Origin of the sequence: Streptomyces venezuelae (genome assembly GCF_008642275.1) — a bacterium.
GTDB lineage: Bacteria > Actinomycetota > Actinomycetes > Streptomycetales > Streptomycetaceae > Streptomyces > Streptomyces venezuelae_E.
The window spans coordinates 1,396,425-1,422,709 of the sequence record NZ_CP029189.1; the positions used below are offsets into that span (position 1 = coordinate 1,396,425).

Here is a 26,285-nt window from a genome sequence, read left to right on the forward strand (position 1 = left end):
GGAGGGGACGGCGGGCTGACCAGTCGGTGAGACTAGGCCTGCATCAGCGGGCGTAGTACTCGACGACGAGCTGCTCGTCGCAGATGACCGGGATTTCCTTGCGGTTCGGGTCGCGGTCCAGGCGGAAGGCCAGGGCCTTCAGGTTGACCTGCAGGTAGCGCGGGGTCTCGCCCTCGCCTGCGTAGCCACCCTCACGGGCGACCTGGAACGGAACCTTCTCGCGGCTGCGCTCGCGCACGGTGATGACGTCGTCCGGACGGACACGGAACGACGGCTTGTCGACCTTGTCGCCGTTGACCTCGATGTGGCCGTGAACGACCATCTGGCGGGCCTGGTAGATGGTGCGGGCGATGCCCGAACGCAGGACCAGGGCGTCGAGGCGACGCTCGAGCTCGACGACAAGCGCCTCGCCCGTCTTGCCTTCGGCCTTCTTGGCGCGGTCGTACGCGCGGGCCATCTGACGCTCGGAGATGTCGTACTGAGCGCGCAGACGCTGCTTCTCCAGCAGACGGACCTTGTAGTCCGAGTTCTGCTTGCGGCCACGGCCGTGCTCGCCCGGCGGGTAGGGGCGGGCCTCGAAGTACTTGACGGCCTTCGGCGTCAGCGCAATGCCGAGGGCGCGAGACTTCTTGACCTTGGGTCGCTTCTGGTTCACGGGGAACCTACCTCCATGTAAGTTAGGTGAGGCTTACCTTAGCGAGGAGGACGTAATGTCTCGACCACATGGGATCCCCCTGCCCAGTGCGCAACGCAGTTCGGATTCCAACGAAACGGAATCCGCTTGCGCCGACGATAAGCAAGGTCAGCCGCGTCCCAGGGAAGGCGTTCGGCAGCTCACCGGAGCCGAACGCGTACGAACCCTCGTAGAGTCCAACGCCTCAGTATCCCTCACGCTGATCGGTGCTCGTGACAGTCACGAGTCCGAGGAGTTCGGGACAGGGCTGCCGGTCGCGCGGACCGTCACCCCGGACGGGGACGTGATTCTCCTTGTTTCCGGGGAATCCGCGGCTGCCAGGGCTGCCGCTCACGCCCAGGACGACGACCTCACCGCCGTGATCGAGATCACGGATGTGGCGCCGGTGTCCGTCCCACATCGTATCCGAGGCCGCGCCTGGCTGGCCGGGTGGCTGACGCCCGTGCGCGGGGGCGACCGCGCGGCCTGCGCCGCACTGCTCGCGGAGCGGCAGCCGGTGGGCGAGCTGCTGGGCCTGCGGGAGTCCCTCGACGCCCCCCACACCGGGCGCCCGGCCTGGATGATGCTGCGCCTGGAGGTCGGAGAGATCTCGGTGGACGACCTGTGGGGCGCCGAGCACGTGGACCCGGAGGACCTGGCCGCGGCGGAACCGGACCCGATGGTCGCGCACGAGTCGGAGCTGCTGCAGCACCTGCACTCCGCCCACGGCGACCGGCTCGGCGAACTGCGCGGCCTGCTCGGCGCCCGCGAAGCCCACGGGATGAGCGCCGTGCCGCTCTCCCTGGACCGCCTGGGCCTGCGCATCCGCTTCTCCGGCGGCCCGGCCGGCTCCTTCGACGCCCGCTTCGACTTCCCGGAGCCAGTCGCGGACATCTGCGGCCTGCGCCGGGCCATGCACTCCCTGTTCTCGGCGGCCTCGGCTTAGGCCGTCTCTTCCGGATCCTGCCGGGCCCGCGACGCCCGGCACCGCACCCGGCCGCGTTGTCGGGGCCGCCCGAGTACGTCCAGTACACGGGCGGCCCTCCGCCTTGCCGGGCACGGCACCGGACGCCGCGGGCTCGGCCGACAAGATCCGAAAGAGGCGGCCTAAGCCGTGCAGCTGGCCAGCATGTCCTGGAGGGCGAGCTTCTCCGGGGCCGTCACGGACAGGCCGTACTCGGTCTTGATGCCGGTGTAGCGGCGCGCGTACTCGCACCAGTACGCACGCCGGGGCGGCCGCCACTTGTCGGCCGTCCTGCTGCCCTTGTCCTGGTTGGTCTGCTTGTCCACGGCGAGCAGTACGTCGAGGTCGTTGGCGTACTCCAGCCGGCGCTGCGGGGTCCACGCGTACGCGCCGCCCCGCCAGGCGGCGCCGAGCGCCACCACGTGGTCGGTCTGGATCTGCGAGGCGCGCCGGTAGGTGTAGGGCAGTTCCTTGCCCGTGTACGGGTCGTGCAGCACCCCGGAGAGCACGACACAGGGGTTCCGGTCCCCCACGCGGAGCTCCTTGAGGTCCCGGCGCAGCACGTCGTCGCGGGTGTCGCAGCCGTTGCGGCCGCCGACGGCGTCGGTCTCGTCGGACCAGTACCGGCCGAAGTCCTCACGCTTGTACGTCTGCCAGTTGCGGCCCCACTCGACCTTCAGCCGGGCCAGCTGCGCCTTCGCGGCGGCCGCGTCCGGCGGGAACCCGGCGCGGGTGAGCGGCACCTGCGCGACCAGGGCGACGGCGCTGGCCTGCGCGGCCGCGGTGTCGTCGTGGTGGCACCCGGCCGCCGCCGGCCCGGCGAGGGCGAGCGCGAGGACGGCGGCGAGCGGCCGGGAGGGACCCATACCGCGAGCCTAGGAGCTCTCCCGGCGATCGGGCCGGATCAGCGCGCGGCGCCGTTCACCGCGCGGTCGAGGGAGCGCCAGGTCCGCTGGGCCCAGTCCAGGTCGGCGGGGTCCTCGTAGGTGCAGTAGATCCCGGCGGCGGTTCCCGCGGTGACGGCCATGCCGTAGAACTCGTGGCGCGGCCGGCCGTTGTCCTGCCGGGTCAGCCAGAACGCGTACCGCACGCCCTCCCCCAGTGCCTCGCGGAGCCGCTGGGCCGGCCGCGTGTCGGGGGCCCCGGACAGCAGGGCGTCGAGGAAGTCCTCGGGGGCGCGGCCGGGGACGTCGTCCCGCATCAGGCTGACGGAGGCGCTGCGGTCCGGGGCGGTGAAGTGGTCGGCCCCGTCGGCGAAGGAGGCGGTGAGACCGGCGCTGCGCAGCACCGACCAGCGGCCGCCGAGGTCGGTGCGCACGTCCACCGGCAGCGGGTACGGGAAGCGGCTGAGGACGTGGTCGCGGTCCCAGGTCCGGGTCAGGACGCGGGAGGCCACCGGGTGGCGCACCTCGACGACGCAGGGCAGTTCCTCCGGGTCGGCGACCTTCGCGGTGACCGCTGCGCCGAGCAGGTCGTCGCCCCAGGGCTGGATCCGGTTGGCGAAGGTGCCCTCGATCGACAGGTCCGCGTAGCCGGGCTGCTCCCACAGCTCGTCGGCGCGCCGCAGGGTGTCCTCGTCCACCTCCACCCAGGCGCCGAGGACCAGCTCGGTGCCGTGCGTGAGCCGGACGGCCAGCAGGCAGCGTATGAAGCAGCCGACCCCGTCCACCCGGAGCAGGCCGCGCACGCCGAGCCGGTGGACGGCCTCCTCGGGCAGGCCGAAGGCGGCGTCGGGCAGGTCGTAGCCGAAGTCGATGCGGCGCTCGTCGGCGAGCGTCTCGCCGCAGCAGGCGCAGGAGGGGAGGTGCGTGGTCATCCGGGCAGCTTAGACATGCCGCTCGTCCGGTCGATACGGCGGCCGCTGCGCGGAGCGGTCCCCGGCCCGGCATTCGAGGCACGGGGGTCCCGGGGCAGCGCCTCCGCATCGGCGGCGCGCGTCAGGCCCCGGTGCCCCGCAGGCGTTCGCGGACCTTCTCCACCACGTCCGCGTAGCGGGCCTCGGCGCCGTACCGGGTGGGCTCGTAGTACCGCTTGCCCTGGATCTCGTCCGGCGCGTACTGCTGCGCGGCGATCGCGCCCGGCACGTCGTGCGGGTAGACGTACCCCTGTGCGTGCCCCAGCTTGGCCGCGCCCTTGTAGTGGCCGTCCCGCAGGTGCGTCGGGACGGAGCCGGCGAGGCCCGCCCGTACGTCGGCCAGCGCCGCGCCGATCGCGGTCGTGGCGGTGTTCGACTTCGGGGCCAGGGCCAGCGCGATCGTGGCGTGCGAGAGGGTCAGCGCCGCCTCCGGGAAGCCGATCATCGCCACCGCCTGGGCCGCGGCCACCGCGATCGGCAGGGCCGTCGGGTCCGCCAGGCCGATGTCCTCGCTCGCGGAGATCATCAGGCGGCGGGCGATGAACCGGGGGTCCTCGCCTGCCTCGATCATCCGGGCCAGGTAGTGCAGCGCGGCGTCGACGTCCGAGCCGCGGATCGACTTGATCAGCGCGCTGGCCACGTCGTAGTGCTGGTCGCCGTCCCTGTCGTACCGGACCGCGACCCGGTCGACGGCCTCCTCCAGCGTCTGGAGGGTGATCTCGTCCTCGCCCTTGGCGATGGCCGACCCGGCGCCCGCCTCCAGCGCCGTCAGTGCCCTCCGGGCGTCGCCGCCGGCGATCCGCAGCAGGTGCGCCTCGGCATCCTTCGGCAGGGAGACGGCCCCGCCCAGGCCCCGCTCCTCGGTGAGCGCGCGCCGCATCAGGGCGCTCAGGTCCTCGTCGGTCAGCGGTTCCAGCGTCAGCAGCAGCGAGCGCGACAGCAGCGGGGAGATGATCGAGAAGTACGGATTCTCGGTGGTGGCCGCGATCAGCGTCACCCAGCGGTTCTCGACGGCCGGGAGCAGCGAGTCCTGCTGTGCCTTGCTGAAGCGGTGGATCTCGTCGAGGAAGAGGACGGTCTCCTTGCCGTAGCCCCCGGCCGCGCGCTTGGCGCCCTCGATGACGGCCCGTACCTCTTTGACGCCCGCGGTGATGGCGGACAGCTCCACGAACCGCTTCTGCGTGGCCTGGCTGACGACGTACGCCAGGGTGGTCTTGCCGATGCCGGGCGGGCCCCAGAGGATCACCGAGGAGGCACCGGCCGGGCCGCCGGCCCCTTCCCCGACCAGCCGCCGCAGCGGTGATCCGGGCTTCAGCAGGTGCTGCTGGCCGACGACCTCGTCCAGGGTGCGCGGGCGCATCCGGACGGCGAGCGGAGAGCTCGCGGGGTCCTTCTCCTGGCGTTCTTCGGCAGCGGCGGTGAACAGGTCTGGTTCCACACAGGAAGCCTATGCGAGCCCACCGACAGGGCCGCCTCCGCTCAGGAGGTCCAGAAGTCCCACCAGCGGGTCAGGATCAGCATCCCGATGATCCCGACGTGCAGGACGGGCAGGACCCAGGTGAACTCGTCGAGGAAGGACCTGAGCCAGCCCGGGGCGGGCAGCAGCCCTTCGCGGACGTTGTGCGCGGTGACGTACCAGAACATGAAGATCGTGGCGACCCAGGCCAGGCAGCACCACAGGCAGAGCGAGTTGATGTTGTACAGCGACTGGTACATCAGCCAGGCGCAGAAGACGACGCCGAAGAGGGTGCCGGCGTTGAAGGTGAGCCAGTACCAGCGGCGGAACGAGGCCCCGGCCAGCATGCTCATGCCGACGCAGATCACGATCCCGTAGGCGACGAGTCCGAGCATCGGGTTCGGGAAGCCGAAGGCCGACGCCTGGTCGCTCGTCATGATGTTGCCGCAGGAGACGATCGGGTTGAGGCTGCAGGCGGGCTTGAAGGTCGGGTCCTCCAGCAGCTTGAACTTGTCGATCGTGATCACCCAGGCGGCGAGCAGGCCCGCGGCCCCGGTGATGACCAGGAGCAGGGCCAGCGCCCGGCTTCCCGCGACGGTCCTGCCCCGGGCGGTGTCCGCGTCCGCGCTTCGTGTCGTCATACCGCCCGCTCCACATCTGCCAGGTGATCAAGCACGGGCCATTGTGCCGTACGAGCCTGTGAACGGACGGGGCCGGGGAAAGATCCCCGGCCCCGTCCGACGTGCTTCCCGCTCAGGCGAGGCGGGCCTTGACCGTGTCGATCAGCTCGGTCACGGGCACGGCCGACTGCTCGCCGGACTCCATGTCCTTCAGCTGGACGACGCCCTCGGCGAGGTCCCGGTCGCCGGCCACGACCGCGAAGCGGGCACCGCTGCGGTTCGCGTCCTTCATGGCGCCCTTGAGGCCCTTGCCGCCGTACGACATGTCGGCCGCGACGCCCGCCTTGCGCAGCTGCGTCACCAGGCCGAACACGGTCGCCTTCGCCTCGCCCAGCGCCACCGCGAACACCGAGGTCGACGCGGGGATGTCGAGCTCGACGCCCTCCTTCTCCAGCGCGAGGACCGTGCGGTCCACGCCGAGCGCCCAGCCGACCGACGGCAGCGCGGGGCCGCCGATCATCTCGGACAGGCCGTCGTAGCGGCCGCCGCCGCCGACCGCGATGCCCAGGCCCTCGTGGACGAACTCGAAGGTGGTGCGGGTGTAGTAGTCCAGGCCGCGCACCAGCTTGTCGTCGTCCTCGAAGGCGACGCCGGCCGCGGTCACCAGGACCCGGACCTGCTCGTGGTACGCCTTGCACGCGTCGCACAGGTAGTCGCGCAGCACCGGGGCGCCGACGAGCTGCTTCTGGACGTCGGCCCGCTTGTCGTCGAGCACGCGCAGCGGGTTGATCTCGGCGCGGCGCATCGTCTCCGCGTCGAGGTCGAGGCCCCTCAGGAAGGACTGCAGCGCCTCCCGGTACACCGGGCGGCACTCCTTGTCGCCCAGCGAGTTCAGCAGGATCCGGAAGTCGCTCAGGCCGAGCGAGCGGTAGGCCTGGTCGGCCAGGATGATCAGCTCGGCGTCCAGCGCCGGGTCCTCGGCGCCGATCGCCTCGGCGCCGACCTGCGAGAAGTGGCGGTAGCGGCCCGCCTGCGGCTTCTCGTAACGGTAGTACGAGCCGGAGTACCAGAGCTTGACGGGCAGGTTGCCCTTCTTGTGCAGGCTCGCCTCCAGGGCGGCGCGCAGCACGGAGGCGGTGCCCTCGGGACGCAGGGCGAGCTGGTCGCCGCCCTTGGTCTCGAAGGCGTACATCTCCTTGGAGACGATGTCGGTGGACTCGCCGACGCCGCGGGCGAAGAGGCCCACGTCCTCGAAGCCGGGGGTCTCGATGTAGCCGTAGCCGGAGTTCCGCAGCGGGGCCGCGATGGCCTCGCGAACCGCCAGGTACTTCACGGAGACCGGCGGGATCAGGTCGTACGTGCCCTTGGGGGCCTGAAAAGTAGCCACGAAGCTTTCGTCACATTCCTCGTCGTGGAGCGGCGGTGCCGTCTCCGAGCCCGGCGGCGACTTCCCGGAGGTACGGGTTGGTCGCGCGCTCGCGGCCGATGGTGGTCTGGGGACCGTGGCCGGACAGCACCACGGTCGAGTCGTCGAGCGGCAGGCACACGCGGGCCAGCGACTCCAGGATCTCGGTGTGGGAGCCGCCGGGCAGGTCGGTGCGTCCGATGGAGCCGGCGAAGAGCAGGTCACCCGAGAAGAAGACCGGCGGGACGTCGGCCAGCTCGGGCATCCGGAACGTCACCGACCCCTTGGTATGCCCGGGTGCGTGCGCCACGGAGAAGTCCATTCCGGCCAATTTCAGGGCGGCCCCGTCGGCCAGCTCACGGACGTCGTCCGGCTCGCCCACGGTCAGCTCGCCCATGAGGGGCATCCCGATGGAGCGGCCGAGGGCCTTCTCCGGGTCGCTCATCATGTAGCGGTCCTCGGGGTGGATCCAGGCCGGTACGTCGTGTGCTCCGCACACCGGGACCACCGAGGCCACATGATCGATGTGTCCATGGGTCAGCACGACCGCGACGGGCTTGAGCCGATGCTTCTTCAGCGTCTCCTCGACACCCTGGGCGGCCTGGTGGCCCGGGTCGATGATGACGCACTCCTCACCGGCGGCGGGGGCGACCACGTAGCAGTTGGTGCCCCAAGCGCCTGCGGGGAACCCGGCAATCAGCACGTTCGTCCTCAATCGTCGTCCGGTGGGAGGCTGCAGACAGGAATGTCGCTGCTCAGAGCCTACCGGCGCCGCTCATTACACAGCGAACCCATATACGGTACGGCCTATCCCAGCCCGGACAGCAGTAGCAGACACGTACAAGGAGACGACCCGGTGGTCACGAGCGATCAGCGACGGCGACAGCTCGCCAAGGAGAAGTACGAGCGCCAGCAGAAGCGCCGGGCCGAGGCCCGCCGGAAGTCGCGTCAGCGCGCGGCCGTGATCGGCGCGGCCGTGGCCGTGGTGATCGCGACGCTGGTGGGTCTGATCGTGGGCGGTGTCTTCGACAAGGACAAGAAGGACCAGGCCGCCGACCCGTCCGCGAACCCGTCGGCCTCGGCGAGCGAGCCCGCGCCCAAGCAGTCCCCCTCGCCGGAGATGGCGATCGACCAGAAGGCGAAGTACACCTTCGCGCTGAAGACCAGCGCGGGTGACATCAACTTCACGATGGACGCGGCGAAGACCCCGCAGACCGTGAACTCCTTCAAGTCGCTCGCCGACAAGGGCTACTTCGACAACACCAAGTGCCACCGGCTGACGGCCGGCGGGATCTTCGTGCTCCAGTGCGGCGACCCCGAGGGCACCGGCCGCGGCGGTCCGGGCTACAACATCCCGGACGAGAACCTGGACTCGCTGGGCAAGGCCAACGAGCAGGGCCAGGTCGTCTACCCCGCCGGCACCGTGGCGATGGCCAACACCGGTCAGCCCGGCTCGGGCGGCAGCCAGTTCTTCCTGGTCTACAAGGACAGCCCGCTGGCACCGTCGTACACGCCGTTCGGCAAGATCGACGCGGGCGGCATGAAGGTCCTGGAGGAGATCGCGAAGGCCGGTACGGTCGACGGCGGCCAGGACGGCGCGCCCAAGACCGAAGTGAAGATCGAGAAGGGCACCGTCACCCAGAACTGACGGGATCCGCCGACCCCGGGCCCGGCCGGCCCGCAGCCCGTACGCCGATATTCCGTCGTGCGGGATGCGGACAGCCGGCCCGGCGGTCGCCTATGTTGGCGTTGTGCAGGGCGGGCGCGGCCCGCCCCAGGAAACTGTGGACGATGCCCAGGGGGTGAACCCCTCGCAAGGCATCAGGTGGAGGAGGCGCTGTGAGCAGCGACCCGTGGGGCCGAGTCGACGAGACGGGCACCGTGTACGTGCGTACTTCCGAGGGCGAGCAGGTCGTCGGATCGTGGCAGGCCGGCACCCCTGAGGAGGCCCTGGCCTATTTCGAGCGCAAGTACGAGGGCCTGGTGGTCGAGATCGGCCTCCTCGAAAAGCGGGTGCGGACCACTGATCTGTCCGCCAAGGACGCCCAGACGGCGATCGACCACCTGCGGACGCAGGTCGACGAGCACCATGCCGTGGGTGACCTGGACGCCCTGCGCGTGCGGCTGGACAAGCTGGTCACGACCGTGGAGTCCCGGCGCGAGGAGCGCAAGGCGGCGAAGGCCAAGCAGACGGACGAGGCCCGTGCGGCCAAGGACGCCCTGGTCGTCGAGGCCGAGCAGCTGGCCCAGAGCGACCAGTGGCGCAGTGCCGGTGAGCGGCTGCGTGCCCTGGTGGACATCTGGAAGGGGCTGCCGCGCCTCGACCGCAAGTCGGACGACGAGCTGTGGCACCGGTTCTCCCACGCGCGTTCCGCCTTCTCCAAGCGCCGCAAGGCGCACTTCGCCTCGCTGGACGCGCAGCGCGAGGATGCCCGCAAGGTCAAGGAGAAGCTGGTCGCGGAGGCCGAGTCGCTGTCGAAGTCGACCGACTGGGGTCCGACGGCCGCCCGCTACCGCGAGCTGATGGCCGACTGGAAGGCGGCGGGCCGGGCGCAGCGCGAGTCCGAGGACGACCTGTGGAACCGCTTCCGCGGTGCGCAGGACGTGTTCTTCGCGGCCCGCAGCGAGGTCTTCGCGGAGCGTGACGCCGAGCAGATCGAGAACCTGAAGCTCAAGGAGGAGCTGGCCGACGAGGCCGAGAAGCTCGTCCCGATCACGGACCTGAAGGCGGCCCGTGCCGCGTTCCGCTCCCTCAACGAGCGCTGGGAGGCCATCGGCCACGTGCCGCGGGACGCCCGGCCGAAGGTCGAGGGCCGGATGCACTCGGTCGAGCGGGCGATCCAGGAGGCCGAGGAGGGCGAGTGGCGTCGTACGAACCCGGAGGCGCGGGCCCGTGCGGCCGGTCTGACGGGTCAGCTGCAGGCGGCGGTCGACAAGCTGCGTGAGCAGATCGACGCGGCGCGTGCGGCGGGCAACAACGCCAAGGCCGACAAGCTCTCGCGCGAGCTGGAGGGCCGCCAGGCCCTGCTGGACCAGGCGCTGAAGGGCCTGGAGGAGTTCGGCGGCTGACCGGTCTCCCGGCCGGCCCGCGGACGGGCGGGCACCACCGCGACGGCGGTGGTGCCCGCCCGTTTCCGTTTCCCTGTCAGGTCCGGGCCCGGCTGCCGTCCTGGAACAGGTCCAGCGCGTGTTCCAGGACCGCGCAGGCCTGGACGTGGTTGCCGGACTCCTGGAGCAGCGCGGCCAGCCGCCGGCACACCTGGACGGACTCGGGCCCGTAGAAGCGGTGCACCTGCTGAAACGCCTGCTCCAGCACTTCCACGGCCTCGCGCGTCTGTCCGGTCTCCTCCAGCATGTCGGACAGTTCGAGCTGCGCCGCGAGGAGGTCGCCCTCTCCGTCCGGCGCCCGTTCCTGGAGTGCGAGGCGCAGGACGGGCAGCGCGTCCCGGGTGCGGCCCACGGCCCGCAGGGTGCGGGCGAGCCCGAGCCCGGCCACCACCATGGCGGAGCGGACGTCGGCGGCGAGGACCGGCCCGGCGGGGGTGCCGCGTACGGCGCGCGCCCGGTTGCGTACGAGCCGCAGCCGGCCCATCCCCATCTCCTGGGCGTGCTGGGGCAGGGGGCGGTTCTTGGCCCGGAGCCGGCCCTCCATGGTGCGGCAGAGGGTTTCCAGGTCGATCAGTTCGGGCCCTTCGGGGATCCCGTCGCGCAGGATGGTCAGCAGTTCGCCCGTGAAGGCGGTGTGGCGCTCTCCGTCGGGGGCCAGGGCGACCCGGTCGCGCGGGGAGGCCGTGAGGACGTACGCGCCCTCCACGGCGGCCTGGGCGGCGAGTGCGTCCTGGTCCCCCGCGAGGGTGGAGGCGGCCCGGCCGCTGAAGCAGCAGTCGAGGACGACCACCTTGCGCCGGGCCCCCGAGTCGCGCAGGGCGGAGCGCAGGTGCTGGTAGGCGACGGCGGTGTACCCGACGTGCTCGCGGGAGTCCTGGAGGGCGAGGTAGAGGTCAGCGGTCGCCGCGTCCCGCATGCCGTGCCCGGCGTAGTAGACCAGGAGCGTGTCGGTGGCCTCCTCCCCCGCCCGGCCCACGGGGTCGAGGAGCTCGGCGGGGTGCTGCGGGTCGAGGACGACCGTGCAGTGCTGCGCGGGCAGCCCCCAGACGGTCACGTCGCACAGTTCGGCGGCGAGGTCCTTGACGTTGGCCTCGACGGCCGGGAGGGCGGCCAGGTGCCGGTACGCGGCGCTGCCGATGACGACGGCGCGGGAGGCCGAGGGGTCAGGCAGTCCCGTCATGGGCCCCGTCCGGGTCCGCGTCACCGCTTCCGTTCTCCAGCGCCGCGACGATGCGGTCCAGGGCTGCGGGGTCGCCCGCCTCGTCGCCGGTGAGCGTGACCTCGTACGCGCCGTGGCGCACCGTGAGGGCGGGTCCCCGGCCGCGCCGGGACGCCTGCCACTGGAGCACCGAGACGACCAGCGACCCGGTGGACAGGGCCGATCCGACGGTCAGCTGGAGGAGGTCGAAGCCGGACGTCCCCATGGCCGTGCCGCCGGCCGCGGTGACCGGGGCGCCGCTGCGGATCCGTCCGCGCGCCTCGCGGTGCACCGTCTCGTCCTCGCGCAGCCAGAGATGAAGCGACCGCAGTTCGGCCTCCGGGCCGAGTCCCGGTCTGTTCGGATCCACCTGTAATCCGTACTCACGCATCCGTGGTGTCCCTCCCCTGTCCGTGGTGTGCGCCGACCCGTGCGAACAGTTCCAGCGCCTTCTTCGCCCGGCCCATCCGGGCCAGACACACAGCCTGCCAGTACTGGCAGGCGAGCGTGGTCGGATGGTCCGGCCCCAGCGTCTCCTCGCAGAACGGGGTGATGCCGGAGAGCAGGTGGGCGGCTTCCTTGAGCTCGCCCCGGAGCACCAGTCCGACCGCCTCCCGCTGGCGGGACAGGGCGGTGGCGGCGGTCATCCGGCTGTGCACGAGCTTGCGGGTGACCTCGCTCAGTGTGACCGGGCCCGTGGGGTGGGCCGGCGGCCACTCGTCGTGGTCCTGCTCGGGGTGCGTCGCGTGGTTGTCCAGGGGGCGTACCTGCTGGGGTGCGGGCACGGGCACGGCCGGGTCCGTGACGTCGACCTCGGACCAGTCGTACTCGGGGGCTTCCGCGGGGTGCGCGGGGGCGGCCTCGCCGTGCCGCAGGTGGCGGGTGATGAGTCGTTCGACCTCTTCCCTGCCGCCGTCCGCCCAGCGGCGCAGCAGCGCCGCCGCGGTGCCCGCGTCGGTGGGCCGTTCGCGGAAGTCCCTGGCGCACAGCGCGTCCACGGCCTCGATCAGGCCGTCCGGCAGACCGGCCACGCCCCGGGTGCGCAGGGAGGGAATGCCCCGGGCGGCCCGCAGGACGAGATCGCCGAACTCCTCGGGGTCGCTCTCGAACGGCGGTCTGCCGGTGAGCATGAAGTGCAGGCAGGCGCCGACGCCGTAGAGGTCGGTGGCCTCCACCGGGGTGAGCCCTTCGATCCGCTCCGGCGCCATGTACTGCGGGGTGCCGATCAGCCGGTCGTCGCCGCGGGTGCTGCGCGGCTGCTCGGTCACCACCGCGAGGCCGAAGTCGTAGAGGATCACGTGGCCGGTCCGGCTGACCCGGATGTTGCCGGGCTTCACGTCGCGGTGGAGGACCCCGCTCCTGTGGGCGGAGTCGAGGGCGTCGAGGGTCTCGGCGGCGATCCAGCAGGCGGCCGGGACCGAGAGCGCGTCGGCCGCGAGGGCCGACAGGTCGGCCCCGTCGAGCATCTCCATCACCAGGTACGGGGTGCCGCTGAGCGTGTCGAACCCGGAGTCGTGGATGCCGACCACGCCCCGGTGCCGGATCCGGGCGAGTGCGATGGCCTCTCCCACGAACCTCCGCTGCATCTCCTGCGGCAGGCTCGCCCCGACTGCGGAGAGCACCTTGACCGCGACGCGCCGCCGCAGCCGGGTGTCCTCGGCCTCGAACACCACGCCCATGCCGCCCCGCCCGAGCACGTCGACCGGGCGGTAGCGGCGGGCGAGCCCCGCGGGGAAGACGTCGTTGCCGGCCACGTGGTCCCCCCGGGGTGGCGTCAGAGAACGGCGGTCGGGCCCGGGTCAGGGCCTTCGTGCTGACGTCACACGGTAGACGTCGTAGACGCCCTCCACACCCCGAACGGCCTTCAGGACGTGTCCCAGGTGCTTGGGGTCACCCATCTCGAAGGTGAACCGGGAGGTGGCGACCCGGTCGCGGGAGGTCTGGACGGCCGCCGAGAGGATGTTGACGTGCTGGTCCGACAGGACCCGGGTGACGTCGGACAGCAGCCGGGAGCGGTCCAGCGCCTCGACCTGGATGGCGACCAGGAAGACCGAGGACTGGGTGGGCGCCCACTCGACCTCCAGCATCCGTTCGGGCTGCTGGGAGAGCGAGTCGACGTTGACGCAGTCCGCGCGGTGAACCGATACGCCGCTGCCGCGCGTGACGAACCCGATGATCGGGTCGCCGGGCACCGGGGTGCAGCAGCGGGCCAGCTTGACCCACACGTCGTCGACGCCCTTGACGACGACACCCGGGTCGGCGTTGCTGCGCCGCTTGCGGCCGCGCGCGGGCGGGATCGATTCCTCGATGTCCTCGTTGGCCGCTTCCTCGCCGCCGAGGGCCGCCACCAGCTTCTGTACGACGCCCTGCGCGGCCACGTGGCCTTCGCCGATCGCCGCGTACAGGGAGGAGATGTCGGGGTAGCGCATCTCGTGGGCGAGGGTGACGAGCGAGTCGCCGGTGAGGATGCGCTGGATCGGCAGGTTCTGCTTGCGCATGGCCCGGGCGATGGCGTCCTTGCCGTGCTCGATGGCCTCGTCGCGGCGCTCCTTGGAGAACCAGGCGCGGATCTTGTTGCGGGCCCGCGGGGACTTGACGAAGCCGAGCCAGTCACGGGACGGGCCCGCGCCCTCGGCCTTGGAGGTGAAGACCTCGACCAGGTCGCCGTTGTCGAGCGTGGACTCCAGCGGGACCAGGCGTCCGTTGACCCGGGCCCCTATCGTCCGGTGGCCGACCTCGGTGTGGACGGCGTACGCGAAGTCCACGGGGGTGGCCCCGGCGGGCAGCGCGATGACGTCGCCCTTGGGGGTGAAGACGAAGACCTCGTTGCGGGAGAGGTCGAAGCGCAGCGAGTCGAGGAACTCGCCCGGGTCCTCGGTCTCCTTCTGCCAGTCCAGCAGCTGGCGCAGCCAGGCCATGTCGTTGACGGTGTCCTGGCCGGCGCTGCCCTTGGCGGCCTGCGGGACGTCGGTGCGGACCTTGGAGGTGCCGGCGACGGTCTGCTGCTTGTACTTCCAGTGCGCGGCGATGCCGTACTCGGCGCGGCGGTGCATGTCGAAGGTGCGGATCTGCAGCTCGACGGGCTTGCCGCTGGGTCCGATGACCGTCGTGTGGAGCGACTGGTACATGTTGAACTTGGGCATCGCGATGTAGTCCTTGAACCGGCCGGGGACCGGGTTCCATCGCGCGTGCACGGTGCCCAGGGCCGCGTAGCAGTCCCGGACGGTGTCGACGAGGACGCGAATGCCCACCAGGTCGTAGATCTCCGCGAAGTCACGGCCGCGGACGATCATCTTCTGGTAGACGCTGTAGTAGTGCTTCGGGCGGCCCGTCACGGTGGCCTTGATCCGGGCGGCTCTGAGGTCGACCTGTACCTCGTCGGTGACGACGGCGAGGTACTCGTCGCGCTTGGGTGCGCGCTCGGCGACCAGGCGCACGATCTCGTCGTACATCTTCGGGTAGAGGATCGCGAAGGAGAGGTCTTCGAGCTCCCACTTGATCGTGTTCATGCCCAGCCGGTGGGCCAGCGGAGCGTAGATCTCCAGGGTCTCGCGGGCCTTCTTCTCCTGCTTCTCCCGCTTGAGGTAGCGCATGGTGCGCATGTTGTGCAGCCGGTCGGCGAGCTTGATGACCAGGACGCGCGGGTCCTTGGCCATCGCCACGACCATCTTGCGGACGGTCTCCGCCTGGGCGGCCTCGCCAAACTTCACCCGGTCCAGCTTGGTGACGCCGTCGACGAGCAGGGCCACGGCGTCGCCGAAGTCGCGGCGCAGGTCTTCGAGGCCGTACTCGGTGTCCTCGACGGTGTCGTGCAGCAGACCGGCCATGAGGGTGGCCGGGTCCATGCCGAGCTCGGCGAGGATGGTGGTCACCGCGAGCGGGTGCGTGATGTACGGGTCGCCGCTCTTGCGCTTCTGGCCGCGGTGCCAGCGCTCGGCCACCTGGTAGGCCTGCTCCAGCTGGCGCAGCGTCGACGTCTCGATCTTCGGGTCGTTGCTGCGGACTATGCGCAGCAACGGCTCCAGAACCGGGTTGTACGGGTTCGAGCGCTGCACGCCGAGCCGGGCGAGACGGGCGCGCACCCGGTTGGAGGACCCGGCGGACTTCACGGGCGCGGGCTTGACCGGGGCCACCGGCGGGGCCGGCGGGGGCGTGGCCGGGGCCGCCGTGGTCGGCTCGGCCTGCGGGTCGGGCTGCGCGGCGGAGATTGGCTGGACCTCGTCTGGCAAGAGCGCTCCTCACGGGGGTCCCCCCGAACGGAGTCCGGGGGAGGATCCGGTGCCCGTGTCCGGTCCGGACAACCCATGGTAGCGAGGGTTCGCCCACCCCGTTCCCCCAGCCTCCGCGCCGGCCGAAGCCCCGCTCCGCAGCCCTGGCGTCCCCACCCAACCCCGCCGGCGTTCGAGGCGCGGGGGTCCGGGGGCGGCACCCCACGCTTTCAGCCTCGCCGGCGTTCGAGGCGCGGGGGTCCGGGGGCGGCGCCCCCGGCAGCGGTGCCGCACACGAAAGCGGCGGGTATCCGGGACGTCCCGGATACCCGCCGCTTCGGCACAGCAGGGTCAGACCACGATCAGCGCGTCCAGCGGAGCCTCACCCAGGGCCTCGCCCAGCCGCAGGCGCCCCGGCAGGAACGACAGTTCCATCAGGACCGCCACGCCCGCGACCTCCGCACCGGCCCGCCGGATCAGCGACAGCGAGGCCTCGGCGGTACCACCGGTGGCCAGCACGTCGTCGATGACCATGACCCGGTCACCCACCGACAGGTCCTCCGCGTGGACCTCGATCTCCGCGGTGCCGTACTCCAGCTCGTACGACTGCGCGAGCGTCGCGCCCGGCAGCTTTCCGGCCTTGCGCACCGGCACGAAACCGATCCCGGCCTGCACGGCGACCGGAGCCGCGAGGATGAACCCCCGCGCCTCCAGGCCGACGATCTTCGTCGCGCCGTACCGTCCCGCCAGGTCCACCAGCGCGTCCGTCAGCGCGGCGAACGCCTTGGGGTCGGCCAGCAGCGGGGTGATGTCCTTGAACATCACGCCCGGCTTCGGGTAGTCCGCCACGTCCTTGATCCGGCTCAGGAGCAGGTCACGGGCGTCCTCGGACAGCAGCGCGGTCAACGCCGCCGCCCCGGCCGGCCCTGCGCCACGACCTGCGGCTCGTCCTCGGCCTCGTAGGCCTCGTCCGGGGACTCGCCCTTGGCCACCGCGGCCGCCCGCTTGGCGAGCACCCGCTTCTTCAGCGCCTTCATCGCCGGCTCGCGCTCCTTGAGGTCCACGACCAGCGGGGTCGCGATGAAGATCGAGGAGTACGCGCCGGCCGCGAGGCCGACGAACAGCGACAGCGAGATGTCGTTCAGCATGCCGGCGCCCAGGAAGCCACCGCCGATGAACAGCAGCGCGGCGACCGGCAGGAGCGCCACGACCGTGGTGTTGATCGAGCGGACCAGGGTGCCGTTGATGCTGCGGTTGGCGACCTCGCTGTACGTCCAGCGGGTCTGCTTCGTGATGTCCTTCGAGCTCTCCTTCAGACCGTCGAAGACGACGACGGTGTCGTAGAGGGAGTAACCGAGGATCGTCAGCAGACCGATGACCGTACCCGGGGTGACCTCGAAGCCGACGAGCGCGTACACGCCGACGGTGATGGTGAGGTCGTGGATCAGCGCGATCAGCGCCGCGACCGCCATGCGCCATTCGAAGGCGATGGCCAGGTAGATCACCACGAGGACCATGAAGATCCCGAGGCCGGTCCAGGCCTTGTTCGCGATCTGCTCGCCCCAGCTGGGTCCGACCAGGTCGGCGTTGATGGAGGCCTGGTCGACCTTGAGGTCGGCGGCGAGCTTCTGCTTGATCTCGGTGGCGGCGCCGGTGTCCACACCCGAGATCTGGATGCGCAGTCCGCCGGTGCCCAGCTCCTGCACGATCGCGTCGTGGCCCGAGACCTTCTCGGCGGCCTCCGTCGCCGCGGCGACGGAGACGGTCGTCTTCGGGGTGGTGAAGACGGCACCGCCCTTGAACTCGATGCCCATGTTGAGGCCCTGGACGGCCAGGGCGACGATCGCCGTAATGGTGATCAGGATGGAAACGCCGTACCAGAGAAAGCGCTTGCCGACGAAGTCGTAGCCGACCTCACCGCGGTACAGCTTGGCGCCGAGATCTCCCAGCTTCGACATCTCTCACGCCTCCTTTGCGTCGACGGGGGCGGGGGCGGAACCGGTGCGGCGGGACCGTCGCAGCGGAGGCTTGGCGCCCAGCCGCTTCGGGTCCAGCCCGGACCACGGGTGACCGCTGGCGAAGAAGTTCGTCCGCGCCACCAGGGTCATGACGGGCTTGGTGAAGAGGAACACCACGACCACGTCGAGCAGGGTGGTAAGTCCCAGTGTGAAGGCGAAGCCCTGGACCTTGCCCACCGTGACGATGAACAGCACCGCCGCGGCCAGGAACGACACGAAGTCGGAGACCAGGATCGTGCGACGGGCGCGCGGCCAGGCGCGCTCGACGGCCGGACGCAGGGTGCGGCCCTCACGGATCTCGTCCCGGATGCGTTCGAAGTACACGATGAACGAGTCCGCCGTGATGCCGATCGCCACGATCGCGCCGCAGACGGCGGGCAGGTTCAGCGCGAAGCCGATGCCCTTTCCGAGCAGCGACATGATCGTGTAGGTCAGGATCGCGGAGACCAGGAGGCTGACGATGGCGATGAAGGCCAGACCCCGGTAGTACACGAGCAGGTAGATCACCACGAGGGCGAGGCCGATGGCGCCGGCGATCAGACCGGCCTTCAGCTGCTCGCCGCCGAGCGCGGCGGTGACGGTGGTGACGCTGTCCTCGGTGAAGGAGAGCGGCAGGGCGCCGTAGGAGAGCATGTTGCCCAGGTCCTGCGCGGACTGCTGGTTGAAGCCGCCCGAGATCTCGGCGTTGCCACCGGTCAGCGCCTGGCTCACGGACGGGTCGGAGATGACCTTGCCGTCGAGCACGATCGCGAACTGGTTCTGCGGCATCTGCTTGGTGGCCAGCTCACCGGTGATCTTGGCGAACTTGTCGGCGCCCTTGTCGGTGAACTGCATGGTGACGATCCACTGGCCGCGCTGGGGGTCGATCTGCCCCTTGGCTTCCTTCACGTCCTGGCCGTTGACCTGGGCCGGGCCGAGGACCCACTTGCCCCAGGCGTCGCCGCGCTGACCACAGGCGATCATCGGCTCCTCGGGCTTGGCGCCCTGGCCGGCGGCGGCGCGCTGCGCCGGGTCGTTGCAGTCCAGTGCCGCGAACTTGGCCTGGAGGGCCGCGGCGGCGGCCTCGTCACCGGTCGCCGGTGCGGAGGCGGAGGCGGAGGGCGACGGGGCCTTGGTGTCGTCTGCCTTCTTCGACTCGCTCGCGGAGGGCGAGGGAGTGGGGGCGGCCGGGGCCTTGAGGGCCTCACTGAGCGCGCGGCCCTGGGAAGTGGCGCTGGACGACGGGGTGGCGGAGGGGCTGGTCTTGCCGTCCCCGGCCTTGGGAGCCGTGGAGCCGCTCGCGGAGGGGCTCGGGCTCGGGGTGCCCTCGGGAGCGGCCGGGGAGCCGTCCGCGAAGGCGATGACCGGGCGGAAGTACAGCTGGGCGGTCGTACCGACCTGCTCGCGCGCCTGCTGCTCGTTCGTCCCCTTGGGGATGTTCACGATGATGTGGTCGCGGCCCTGGGTCTGGACCTCCGCCTCGGACACGCCGAGACCGTTGACGCGGCGGTCGATGATGCCGACCGCCGTGTTCATGTTGGTCTCGTTGATGGCGCTCTCTTTGCCGGGCTCGCTCTTGGCCTTGAGCGTGATGCTCGTGCCGCCGGCGAGGTCGATGCCCAGCCTGGGAGTCGTCTGCTTCGAGAGGAACATCCCCGCGGTGAGCGCCACCATCGCGATCAGGATGATCGCCAGGGCGCGCCCCGGCCTCCCCTGAGCCCCCGTGGGCCGCCGGCCCTTCTTCGGTGCTGCCACCTTGTCGTTTCTCCCTGTCCAACCGTCCCGCGCCGGGTCAGCGCGGGGACGGCCACGAAATGTGTGGTGGGGACCCCTGCCCCCCGCAGAAGTGTCACAGACGGGGACCGTGCGGGTCGCCGGTCGGGCGCCTCCACGGTCCCCCGCCGAGCGTTACTTCGCGCCGGCCTCGCCGTCGGACTTGCCGTCCTTGGGCTCGTCGTCGCCCTTGGGCGCGTCCTCGTCCTTCTTGCCCAGGTCGAGCCCCGGAGCCTCGGCCTCGCCCTTGGTGAGGTCCGCCTTCGGGGCCTCGGTCAGGGAAGAGGCGTCGTCCGGGACGACCGGCGTGTCGGTCGCCTCGTCGCCGTCGATGCCGTGGACGATGCGGTTGTACTCCGCGTCCTCCAGGACGGCACCGATGGCGTTCTTCGCGAAGATCGCGTGGACGCCGGGGGCCAGCTCGAGAGTGACCGTGTCGTCACCGATCTCCTTCACCGTGGCGTACATGCCGCCGATGGTGCGGACCCCGGTGCCGGGCGTCATGTGGTCGCGCATCTGCGCGGCTGCCTGCTGCTTCTTCTTCGCGGAGCGGGTCATCAGGAACATCGCCCCGATGAGCACGATGAACGGGAGGAGTGTCACGAGATTCACGGGACGGAGATCCTTCGCACGACCGCACGCGGACGGCGGCCTTTTCTACGGGGGTGGGCACACCGACCCGAAGGGTCGGCATCGGCGGAGTCTAGGCGAGTCCGCACCGATGGAACAACGCCCAGCATGGCACCGCAGTTCCTGAGGGGTCGAACCTCCGCGCCGTCAGGCCCCGAACAAGCCCTGTTGTCCGCTTGATCCAGTCCCGCCGTGCCGAGGCGGTACGAGTCCCAGGTGAGCCCAGGCGGCAGGCGTCGCCACCCGTCCGCGGGGGGTGCGCGCGAGGAGCCCCTCGCGGACCAGGAACGGTTCCGCGACCTCCTCCACGGTCTCCCGCTCCTCGCCGACGGCCACGGCGAGGGTGGACAGGCCCACGGGTCCGCCGCCGAACAGCTTGAGCAGCGCTTCGAGAACGGCGCGATCCAGCCGGTCGAGACCGCGCCCGTCCACCTCGTACACCTGGAGGGCGGTACCGGCCACCTCACGGTTGATCACGCCGTCCGCCCGGACCTGGGCGTAGTCGCGGACACGGCGCAGCAGGCGGTTGGCGATACGGGGAGTGCCGCGGGAGCGCCCGGCGATCTCGGCGGCGCCCGCGGTGTCGATCTCCACGTCGAGGAGGCGGGCGGAGCGGTGGATGACGCGTTCCAGCTCCTCGGGGGCGTAGAACTCCATGTGCCCGGTGAAGCCGAAGCGGTCCCGCAGCGGCGGGGGCAGCAGTCCGGCCCGGGTGGTGGCGCCGACCAGGGTGAAGGGCGGCAGCTCCAGCGGGATCGCGGTGGCCCCGGGCCCCTTGCCGACGATCACGTCGACGCGGAAGTCCTCCATGGCCATGTAGAGCATCTCCTCGGCGGGCCGGGACATGCGGTGGATCTCGTCCAGGAAGAGGACCTCGCCCTCCTGGAGGGAGGAGAGGATCGCGGCGAGATCGCCGGCGTGCTGGATGGCGGGGCCGGAGGTGATGCGGATGGGCGCGCCCATCTCGGCCGCGATGATCATGGACAGGGTGGTCTTGCCGAGGCCGGGCGCGCCGGAGAGCAGGACGTGGTCGGCGGTGGCCCCGCGCTGCTTGGCGGCCTTCAGGACGAGGTCCAGCTGCTGGCGGACCTTCTCCTGGCCGACGAACTCGCCGAGGTCCTTGGGGCGCAGCGCCGCCTCGACGGCGGTGTCCTCGCCGTCGGCGGCGGCCGCCACGATCCGGTCGTCGCTCTCGTCTTCCCAGTTCACGCTGTCAGTCTGCCTTCTCGGTTCGTACGGTGGTCTGTCGCCCGGGGCCCAGGAGCCCGGGGCCGGCGCCCCTCCCGCCCCGCACTTCCAGCCCCGCCGGCCCCACATCCAGCCCCGCCGGCGTTTGAGGCGCGGGGTCCGGGGCGGCGCCCCGGGAGGCCGGGCGGCACGGCTAGCGGGCGCGGTTCAGGGACTGGAGGGCGGCCCGCAGGAGCTGCGGAACCGGGGCCGAACCGCCGGCGGCAATGGCGGCCTCGGCCTGCGGCGTCACCGCTGCCACCGCGTCCTCGGCCTCGCGCGAGGCGTAGCCGAGGCCGATCAGGGCGGCGGAGAGCTGCTCGGTCCAGGGAGCGGGCCCGGAGGCCGCGGCGCGCTGCGCACCCACGAGGCCGCTGCTGCCCAGCGGGGCCCCCAGCTTGCCCTTCAGTTCGAGGAGTAGTTTCTGGGCGCCCTTCTTGCCGATGCCCGGCACCGCCACCAGCGCCTTCTCGTCACCGGTGGAGACGGCCAGGCGCAGCGCGTCGGGGCTGTGCACGCCGAGCATCGCCTGGGCGAGCCTCGGCCCGACCCCGCTGGCGGTCTGCAGGATCTCGAAGACCTGGCGCTCGTCGTCGTCGGCGAAGCCGTACAGGGTCAGCGAGTCCTCGCGGACGACCAGGGAGGTGGCGAGCCGGGCCGTCTCCCCCATCCGCAGGCCGGAGATGGTGGTGGGCGTGCACTGCACGGCCATGCCCACTCCCCCGACCTCGATCACGGCAACGGTGGGGGCGAGTGCGGCGACCGGGCCGCTGACGAAGGCGATCATCGGGTACGGCCTTTCGAGGCGTGCAGGGCGACCGCCTGCTGGAGGCGGTTCTGGGCGGGGGCCCGCCAGATGTGACAGATGGCCAGGGCGAGGGCGTCGGCGGCGTCCGCCGGCTTGGGCGGCGCGTCCAGCCGGAGCAACCGGGTGACCATGGCGCCGACCTGGGCCTTGTCGGCGCGGCCGCTGCCGGTGACGGCGGCCTTGACCTCGCTGGGGGTGTGCAGGGCGACCGGTATCCCGCGGCGGGCGGCGCACAGCATGGCGACGGCGCTCGCCTGGGCGGTGCCCATCACCGTGCTGACGTTGTGCTGGCTGAACACCCGTTCCACGGCGACGACTTCGGGCCGGTGTGTGTCGAGCCACTCCTCGATGCCCTGCTCGACGGCGACGAGCCGGTGGCCCAACTCGGCGTCCGCGGGCGTCCGTACGACCCCCACGCCGATCATGGTCAGCGGCCGTCCGGCCACCCCCTCGACCACGCCGACACCACAACGCGTCAGCCCGGGGTCGACGCCCAGTACCCGCACCCGCGCCCCCTTCTTCGCTCTCCTGTACGTGCAGCTTCGCAGGTTATCGGGTGGCACTGACAAAGCAGCGGGCCGCCGGGGTGTGTCCCCGTCGGCCCGCTGCCCGGTGCTGTGAGCGGTGGACGCCGGTCAGGCGTCGACCTTCTCCATGACCTCGTCCGAGACGTCGAAGTTGGCGAAGACGTTCTGCACGTCGTCGCTGTCCTCCAGCGCGTCGATCAGCTTGAAGATCTTGCGCGCGCCCTCTTCGTCCAGCTCGACCTGCATGGTGGGCAGGAAGTTGGAGTCGGCCGAGTCGTAGTCGATGCCGGCGGTCTGGAGCGCGGTACGGACCGCGACCATGTCGGTGGCCTCGCTGATGATCTCGAAGCTCTCGCCGAGGTCGTTGACCTCTTCGGCGCCCGCGTCGAGCACCGTCTCCAGGACGTCGTCCTCGGAGAGCTCGCCCTTGGGCAGCAGGACGACACCCTTGCGGTTGAACAGGTACGAGACCGAGCCCGGGTCGGCCATCGAGCCGCCGTTGCGGGTCATGGCGACACGCACGTCGGACGCGGCGCGGTTGCGGTTGTCGGTGAGGCACTCGATGAGCACCGCGACGCCGTTCGGACCGTAGCCTTCGTACATGATCGTCTCGTAGTCGGCGCCGCCGGCCTCCAGGCCGCCGCCGCGCTTGACCGCGGAGTCGATGTTCTTGTTCGGGACCGAGCTCTTCTTGGCCTTCTGGATGGCGTCGAAGAGCGTCGGGTTGCCGTCGACGTCGGCGCCGCCCATACGGGCCGCGACCTCGATGTTCTTGATCAGCTTCGCGAAGAGCTTGCCGCGCTTGGCGTCAACCACGGCCTTCTTGTGCTTCGTCGTAGCCCATTTAGAGTGGCCGGACATCTGCCTGTCTCCTTCGCGTCACCAACAATGTTCGCCTCAGATCCTACCGGGACGCCGTTACAGCCCCGCGCGCACCATGTCGACGAAGTACGCGTGAACGCGGTCGTCCCCGGTCAGCTCCGGGTGGAACGAGGTGGCGAGGACATTGCCCTGGCGCACGGCGACGGTGTGGCCGTCGTACGTGGCGAGCACCTCGGCGGCGGCGCCGACGGACTCGACCCAGGGGGCGCGGATGAAGACGCCCTCGACGGGGCCGCCCGCTATGCCCGCGAAGTCGATCTTCGCCTCGAAGGACTCGTTCTGGCGGCCGAAGGCGTTGCGGCGGACGATCATGTCGATGCCGCCCAGGGTCTCCTGGTCCTCACGGCCGTCCAGGAGCTTGTCCGCCAGCATGATCATGCCGGCGCAGGTGCCGTACACGGGCATGCCGGCGGCCACGCGCTCGCGCAGCGGCTCCAGCATGCCGAAGAGCACGGCGAGCTTCGACATGGTGGTGGACTCGCCGCCGGGGATCACCAGGGCGTCGACCTCGGCGAGCTCCTCGGGACGCCGGATCGGCCTGGCCACGGCGTCCGCCGCGGCCAGGGCGATCAGGTGTTCCCGTACGTCGCCCTGGAGAGCCAGGACACCGATCACGGGGGTGTTCGTCATGACCGATTACCAGCCGCGGTTGGCGTAGCGCTCGGACTCGGGGAGGGTGTCGCAGTTGATGCCGACCATGGCCTCGCCCAGGTTGCGGGAGGCGTCCGCGATGATCTTCGGGTCGTCGTAGAAGGTGGTGGCCTTCACGATGGCGGCGGCGCGCTTGGCCGGGTCGCCCGACTTGAAGATGCCGGAGCCGACGAAGACGCCCTCGGCGCCGAGCTGGCGCATGAGCGCGGCGTCGGCCGGGGTGGCGACGCCACCGGCGGAGAACAGCACGACCGGGAGCTTGCCGAGCTCGGCGACCTCCTTGACGAGCTCGTACGGGGCGCGCAGCTCCTTGGCGGCGGCGAACAGCTCGTTGTTGTCGTAGCCGCGCAGGCGGGCGATCTCGTTCTTGATCTGGCGCAGGTGGCGGACGGCCTCGACCACGTTGCCGGTGCCGGCCTCGCCCTTCGAGCGGATCATGGCCGCGCCCTCGGCGATGCGGCGCAGAGCCTCGCCCAGGTTGGTGGCGCCACAGACGAAGGGGGTGGTGAACGCCCACTTGTCGGAGTGGTTGACCTCGTCGGCCGGGGTCAGGACCTCGGACTCGTCGATGTAGTCGACGCCGAGGGACTGCAGGACCTGGGCCTCGACGAAGTGGCCGATGCGGGACTTGGCCATGACCGGGATCGAGACGGCCTCGATGATCTCTTCGATCATGTTGGGGTCCGACATGCGCGCGACGCCGCCGTCCTTGCGGATGTCGGCCGGGACCCGCTCCAGGGCCATGACGGCCACGGCGCCGGCGTCCTCGGCGATCTTCGCCTGCTCGGCGTTGACCACGTCCATGATCACGCCGCCCTTCAGCTGCTCGGCCATGCCGCGCTTGACGCGCGAGGTGCCGATCGCCGACTCGGCGGACTGGGGGGAGGTGGGAAGCGTGCTCACGGATTGACCTCACTCGAAAGGAAGACGGGGTACTGCTCGTGCTACTCGGCTGAGGAAACCCCAGAGGACCAGTCCACTACAAGGGCCAATGTGGAGCCTGTGGCTCTTTGATTTGTCCCTCGCGGCCCTTGGAAGCCCTAAACCGGCCGATCTGCAAGATCCACCGGCGGTTCGTCGTCCATTTCGAAGGCGAGCGGGAACGGCGCGTGCCCGGCCAGTCTGAACCAGCGGACCTTGCGATGCCTGCGCAGCGCGCGGGCGGCCCGCACCGAGTCGTTGAGGAAGCGCCGGGCCATCGGCACCCGGCGGACGGCCGCCGCAAGCTCCTCCGTGGCCTCCGCCCCGCCGGGGGCCGCCTTGAGCACGTCGACCTGGTCGGCATCGGCGAACACCGCCCGCAGCGCCTGGCTCAGCTCGCTCTCGGCGACCTCTCGGTGGTCCTCCTCGGCCTGCCGGGCGGCGTGCGCGGCCTCGTAGAGCACCAGGGAGGAGGCGGGGTCGAGCACTCCGGAGGTGGCCACCTCCAGCACGACGGAGGCCCGGCGCACGAGCTGCGCGTCGAGCGCGGCCCGCGCGGCGTCCATCCGCGAGTGCAGCCGGTCGAGCCGGCCGGCGGTCCAGCTGAGGTAGACCCCGATGACTCCGAGAGCCAGGGCGATCCAGACAAGGGTTTCGATCACGCTGCGCGACCCTACCGCTCCGGGCCCCCCGGGCCGCCATCGGGCCCGGCCGCGGCCGCCACGGACCGCGTAGGGTCCATGATCCACACCTATGGGGGGACACCGGGACATGGCGCCGTACCGCAGACCACTGGCCATCGCCCTGACCGCAGGGGCGGCCGTCCTCGTGGCGGGCGCCCTGATCGCCTACCGCTGGGGCGGTTCGGACGGCGGTCTCGTCATCCTGAACGAGGTGCACGCCCACTTCGTCGCCATGGGCTGGCTGGCGCTGGTCTCCCTGATCGCGGCGGCCCTGCTGGGAGCGCGGCGGCCGTACACGCGCGTCGCCCTCACCCTCCCGGTGGCCGTCCTCGGCATCCCGATCATGACCATCTTCACCATGCTGAGCCTCCTGGCCGGCGGGCAGGAGCGGAGCGAGAGCCTCGAAGCCCCCGGCCGCGAGGACCGGCGGCTGGTCGTCGAGGAGGGTTCGGCCATGATCGACCCGCTGTGGTTCGTGTACGTGCACCAGGGCGAGGGCCTGTGGGAGCGCCGCTGGGCCGTGGGCTACTTCAACGGCGACGCCGAGGACAACGAACTCCGCGAGGCCGTGTGGACGGCGCCCGACCGGATTCGCCTGACCACCTCCGGCGGTGTGGTCGAGGAAGTGACCATCACCGCCGACGGCCGGCCGGACCGGACCGTCTCCGCCGGGTGACGGCCGGCGCGGGGATCCCCGGC

Annotated in this window: 26 protein-coding genes; 4 read left to right on the forward strand and 22 right to left on the reverse strand. The window is 71.2% G+C overall.

Annotated elements, in window-relative coordinates; genetic code table 11:
* Positions 1–43: 43 nt before the first annotated feature.
* Positions 44–655, reverse strand: a complete 612-nt coding sequence (gene rpsD / locus DEJ51_RS05615; protein ID WP_008740451.1) for a 30S ribosomal protein S4 — start codon at positions 653–655, stop codon at positions 44–46.
* 55 nt (positions 656–710) lie between these two features.
* Here rpsD and DEJ51_RS05620 point away from each other — a divergent pair, with 55 nt between their 5' ends.
* On the forward strand, positions 711–1,619 hold the full coding sequence (locus DEJ51_RS05620) for a DUF2470 domain-containing protein (protein WP_223835682.1): 909 nt from the start codon (positions 711–713) through the stop codon (positions 1,617–1,619).
* 161 nt (positions 1,620–1,780) lie between these two features.
* Here DEJ51_RS05620 and DEJ51_RS05625 read toward each other — a convergent pair whose 3' ends face one another.
* The 6 genes from DEJ51_RS05625 to DEJ51_RS05650 all read right to left on the reverse strand — a co-directional run bounded on the left by DEJ51_RS05625 (position 1,781) and on the right by DEJ51_RS05650 (position 7,676).
* A complete protein-coding gene (locus DEJ51_RS05625; protein WP_150256587.1) occupies positions 1,781–2,503 on the reverse strand; it encodes an HNH endonuclease family protein in 723 nt (240 codons plus the stop codon).
* Positions 2,504–2,541: 38 nt separating this feature from the next.
* A complete protein-coding gene (locus DEJ51_RS05630; protein ID WP_150256588.1) occupies positions 2,542–3,453 on the reverse strand; it encodes a DUF2199 domain-containing protein in 912 nt (303 codons plus the stop codon).
* Positions 3,454–3,574: 121 nt separating this feature from the next.
* Positions 3,575–4,930: a replication-associated recombination protein A gene (locus DEJ51_RS05635; RefSeq protein WP_150256589.1), complete on the reverse strand. Its 1,356-nt coding sequence runs from the start codon at positions 4,928–4,930 to the stop codon at positions 3,575–3,577.
* A gap of 41 nt (positions 4,931–4,971) precedes the next feature.
* Positions 4,972–5,589, reverse strand: a complete 618-nt coding sequence (locus tag DEJ51_RS05640; RefSeq protein ID WP_150256590.1) for a vitamin K epoxide reductase family protein — start codon at positions 5,587–5,589, stop codon at positions 4,972–4,974.
* A gap of 112 nt (positions 5,590–5,701) precedes the next feature.
* A complete protein-coding gene (gene hisS / locus DEJ51_RS05645) occupies positions 5,702–6,955 on the reverse strand; it encodes a histidine--tRNA ligase (RefSeq protein WP_150256591.1) in 1,254 nt (417 codons plus the stop codon).
* A 10-nt stretch (positions 6,956–6,965) separates the two neighbouring features.
* Positions 6,966–7,676, reverse strand: a complete 711-nt coding sequence (locus tag DEJ51_RS05650; protein WP_150256592.1) for an MBL fold metallo-hydrolase — start codon at positions 7,674–7,676, stop codon at positions 6,966–6,968.
* Positions 7,677–7,829: 153 nt separating this feature from the next.
* Here DEJ51_RS05650 and DEJ51_RS05655 point away from each other — a divergent pair, with 153 nt between their 5' ends.
* The gene (locus DEJ51_RS05655) at positions 7,830–8,621 is read left to right on the forward strand and encodes a peptidylprolyl isomerase (RefSeq protein ID WP_150256593.1); all 792 of its coding nucleotides are present in this window, start codon (positions 7,830–7,832) and stop codon (positions 8,619–8,621) included.
* A gap of 191 nt (positions 8,622–8,812) precedes the next feature.
* Entirely contained in the window at positions 8,813–10,042 is a 1,230-nt protein-coding gene (locus DEJ51_RS05660) for a DUF349 domain-containing protein (RefSeq protein ID WP_150256594.1), read from the forward strand.
* A gap of 76 nt (positions 10,043–10,118) precedes the next feature.
* Here DEJ51_RS05660 and DEJ51_RS05665 read toward each other — a convergent pair whose 3' ends face one another.
* From DEJ51_RS05665 to DEJ51_RS05735, 15 genes are all read right to left on the reverse strand, one after another.
* Positions 10,119–11,261, reverse strand: coding sequence for a caspase domain-containing protein (locus tag DEJ51_RS05665; RefSeq protein WP_150256595.1), 1,143 nt, complete (start codon positions 11,259–11,261; stop codon positions 10,119–10,121).
* Positions 11,245–11,649, reverse strand: coding sequence for an effector-associated constant component EACC1 (locus DEJ51_RS05670; protein ID WP_150256596.1), 405 nt, complete (start codon positions 11,647–11,649; stop codon positions 11,245–11,247). Before DEJ51_RS05670 ends, DEJ51_RS05665 begins: the two co-directional genes overlap by 17 nt.
* 13 nt (positions 11,650–11,662) lie before the next feature.
* Positions 11,663–13,033, reverse strand: coding sequence for a serine/threonine-protein kinase (locus DEJ51_RS05675; RefSeq protein ID WP_150256597.1), 1,371 nt, complete (start codon positions 13,031–13,033; stop codon positions 11,663–11,665).
* 45 nt (positions 13,034–13,078) lie between these two features.
* Positions 13,079–15,508: a RelA/SpoT family protein gene (locus DEJ51_RS05680; protein WP_150256598.1), complete on the reverse strand. Its 2,430-nt coding sequence runs from the start codon at positions 15,506–15,508 to the stop codon at positions 13,079–13,081.
* Between the two features lie 330 nt (positions 15,509–15,838).
* Entirely contained in the window at positions 15,839–16,384 is a 546-nt protein-coding gene (locus DEJ51_RS05685; protein ID WP_411757381.1) for an adenine phosphoribosyltransferase, read from the reverse strand.
* A 5-nt stretch (positions 16,385–16,389) separates the two neighbouring features.
* Complete coding sequence (gene secF / locus DEJ51_RS05690; protein WP_150256600.1) at positions 16,390–17,445, reverse strand: protein translocase subunit SecF; 1,056 nt, start codon at positions 17,443–17,445, stop codon at positions 16,390–16,392.
* Positions 17,446–17,448: 3 nt separating this feature from the next.
* A complete protein-coding gene (secD, locus tag DEJ51_RS05695; RefSeq protein ID WP_150256601.1) occupies positions 17,449–19,239 on the reverse strand; it encodes a protein translocase subunit SecD in 1,791 nt (596 codons plus the stop codon).
* 153 nt (positions 19,240–19,392) lie between these two features.
* Positions 19,393–19,869: a preprotein translocase subunit YajC gene (gene yajC, locus DEJ51_RS05700; protein ID WP_150256602.1), complete on the reverse strand. Its 477-nt coding sequence runs from the start codon at positions 19,867–19,869 to the stop codon at positions 19,393–19,395.
* A 165-nt stretch (positions 19,870–20,034) separates the two neighbouring features.
* Entirely contained in the window at positions 20,035–21,096 is a 1,062-nt protein-coding gene (ruvB, locus tag DEJ51_RS05705; protein WP_150256603.1) for a Holliday junction branch migration DNA helicase RuvB, read from the reverse strand.
* Between the two features lie 172 nt (positions 21,097–21,268).
* Positions 21,269–21,901 (reverse strand): Holliday junction branch migration protein RuvA, encoded by a 633-nt coding sequence (ruvA, locus tag DEJ51_RS05710; RefSeq protein WP_150256604.1) that lies wholly within the window; start codon positions 21,899–21,901, stop codon positions 21,269–21,271.
* Positions 21,898–22,428 carry a crossover junction endodeoxyribonuclease RuvC gene (ruvC, locus tag DEJ51_RS05715; protein ID WP_150256605.1) on the reverse strand — a complete coding sequence of 177 codons (531 nt, stop codon included), beginning with the start codon at positions 22,426–22,428 and terminating at the stop codon, positions 21,898–21,900. The genes ruvA and ruvC overlap by 4 nt, the downstream gene beginning before the upstream one ends.
* A 129-nt stretch (positions 22,429–22,557) precedes the next feature.
* Positions 22,558–23,310 carry a YebC/PmpR family DNA-binding transcriptional regulator gene (locus DEJ51_RS05720; RefSeq protein WP_150256606.1) on the reverse strand — a complete coding sequence of 251 codons (753 nt, stop codon included), beginning with the start codon at positions 23,308–23,310 and terminating at the stop codon, positions 22,558–22,560.
* 57 nt (positions 23,311–23,367) lie between these two features.
* Complete coding sequence (gene pdxT, locus DEJ51_RS05725; RefSeq protein WP_033222573.1) at positions 23,368–23,961, reverse strand: pyridoxal 5'-phosphate synthase glutaminase subunit PdxT; 594 nt, start codon at positions 23,959–23,961, stop codon at positions 23,368–23,370.
* Between the two features lie 6 nt (positions 23,962–23,967).
* On the reverse strand, positions 23,968–24,885 hold the full coding sequence (gene pdxS / locus DEJ51_RS05730; protein WP_030010552.1) for a pyridoxal 5'-phosphate synthase lyase subunit PdxS: 918 nt from the start codon (positions 24,883–24,885) through the stop codon (positions 23,968–23,970).
* A 137-nt stretch (positions 24,886–25,022) separates the two neighbouring features.
* Positions 25,023–25,565 (reverse strand): membrane protein, encoded by a 543-nt coding sequence (locus DEJ51_RS05735; protein WP_030723593.1) that lies wholly within the window; start codon positions 25,563–25,565, stop codon positions 25,023–25,025.
* A 91-nt stretch (positions 25,566–25,656) separates the two neighbouring features.
* Here DEJ51_RS05735 and DEJ51_RS05740 point away from each other — a divergent pair, with 91 nt between their 5' ends.
* A complete protein-coding gene (locus tag DEJ51_RS05740) occupies positions 25,657–26,262 on the forward strand; it encodes a hypothetical protein (protein ID WP_150256607.1) in 606 nt (201 codons plus the stop codon).
* The last annotated feature ends 23 nt before the right edge of the window (positions 26,263–26,285 follow it).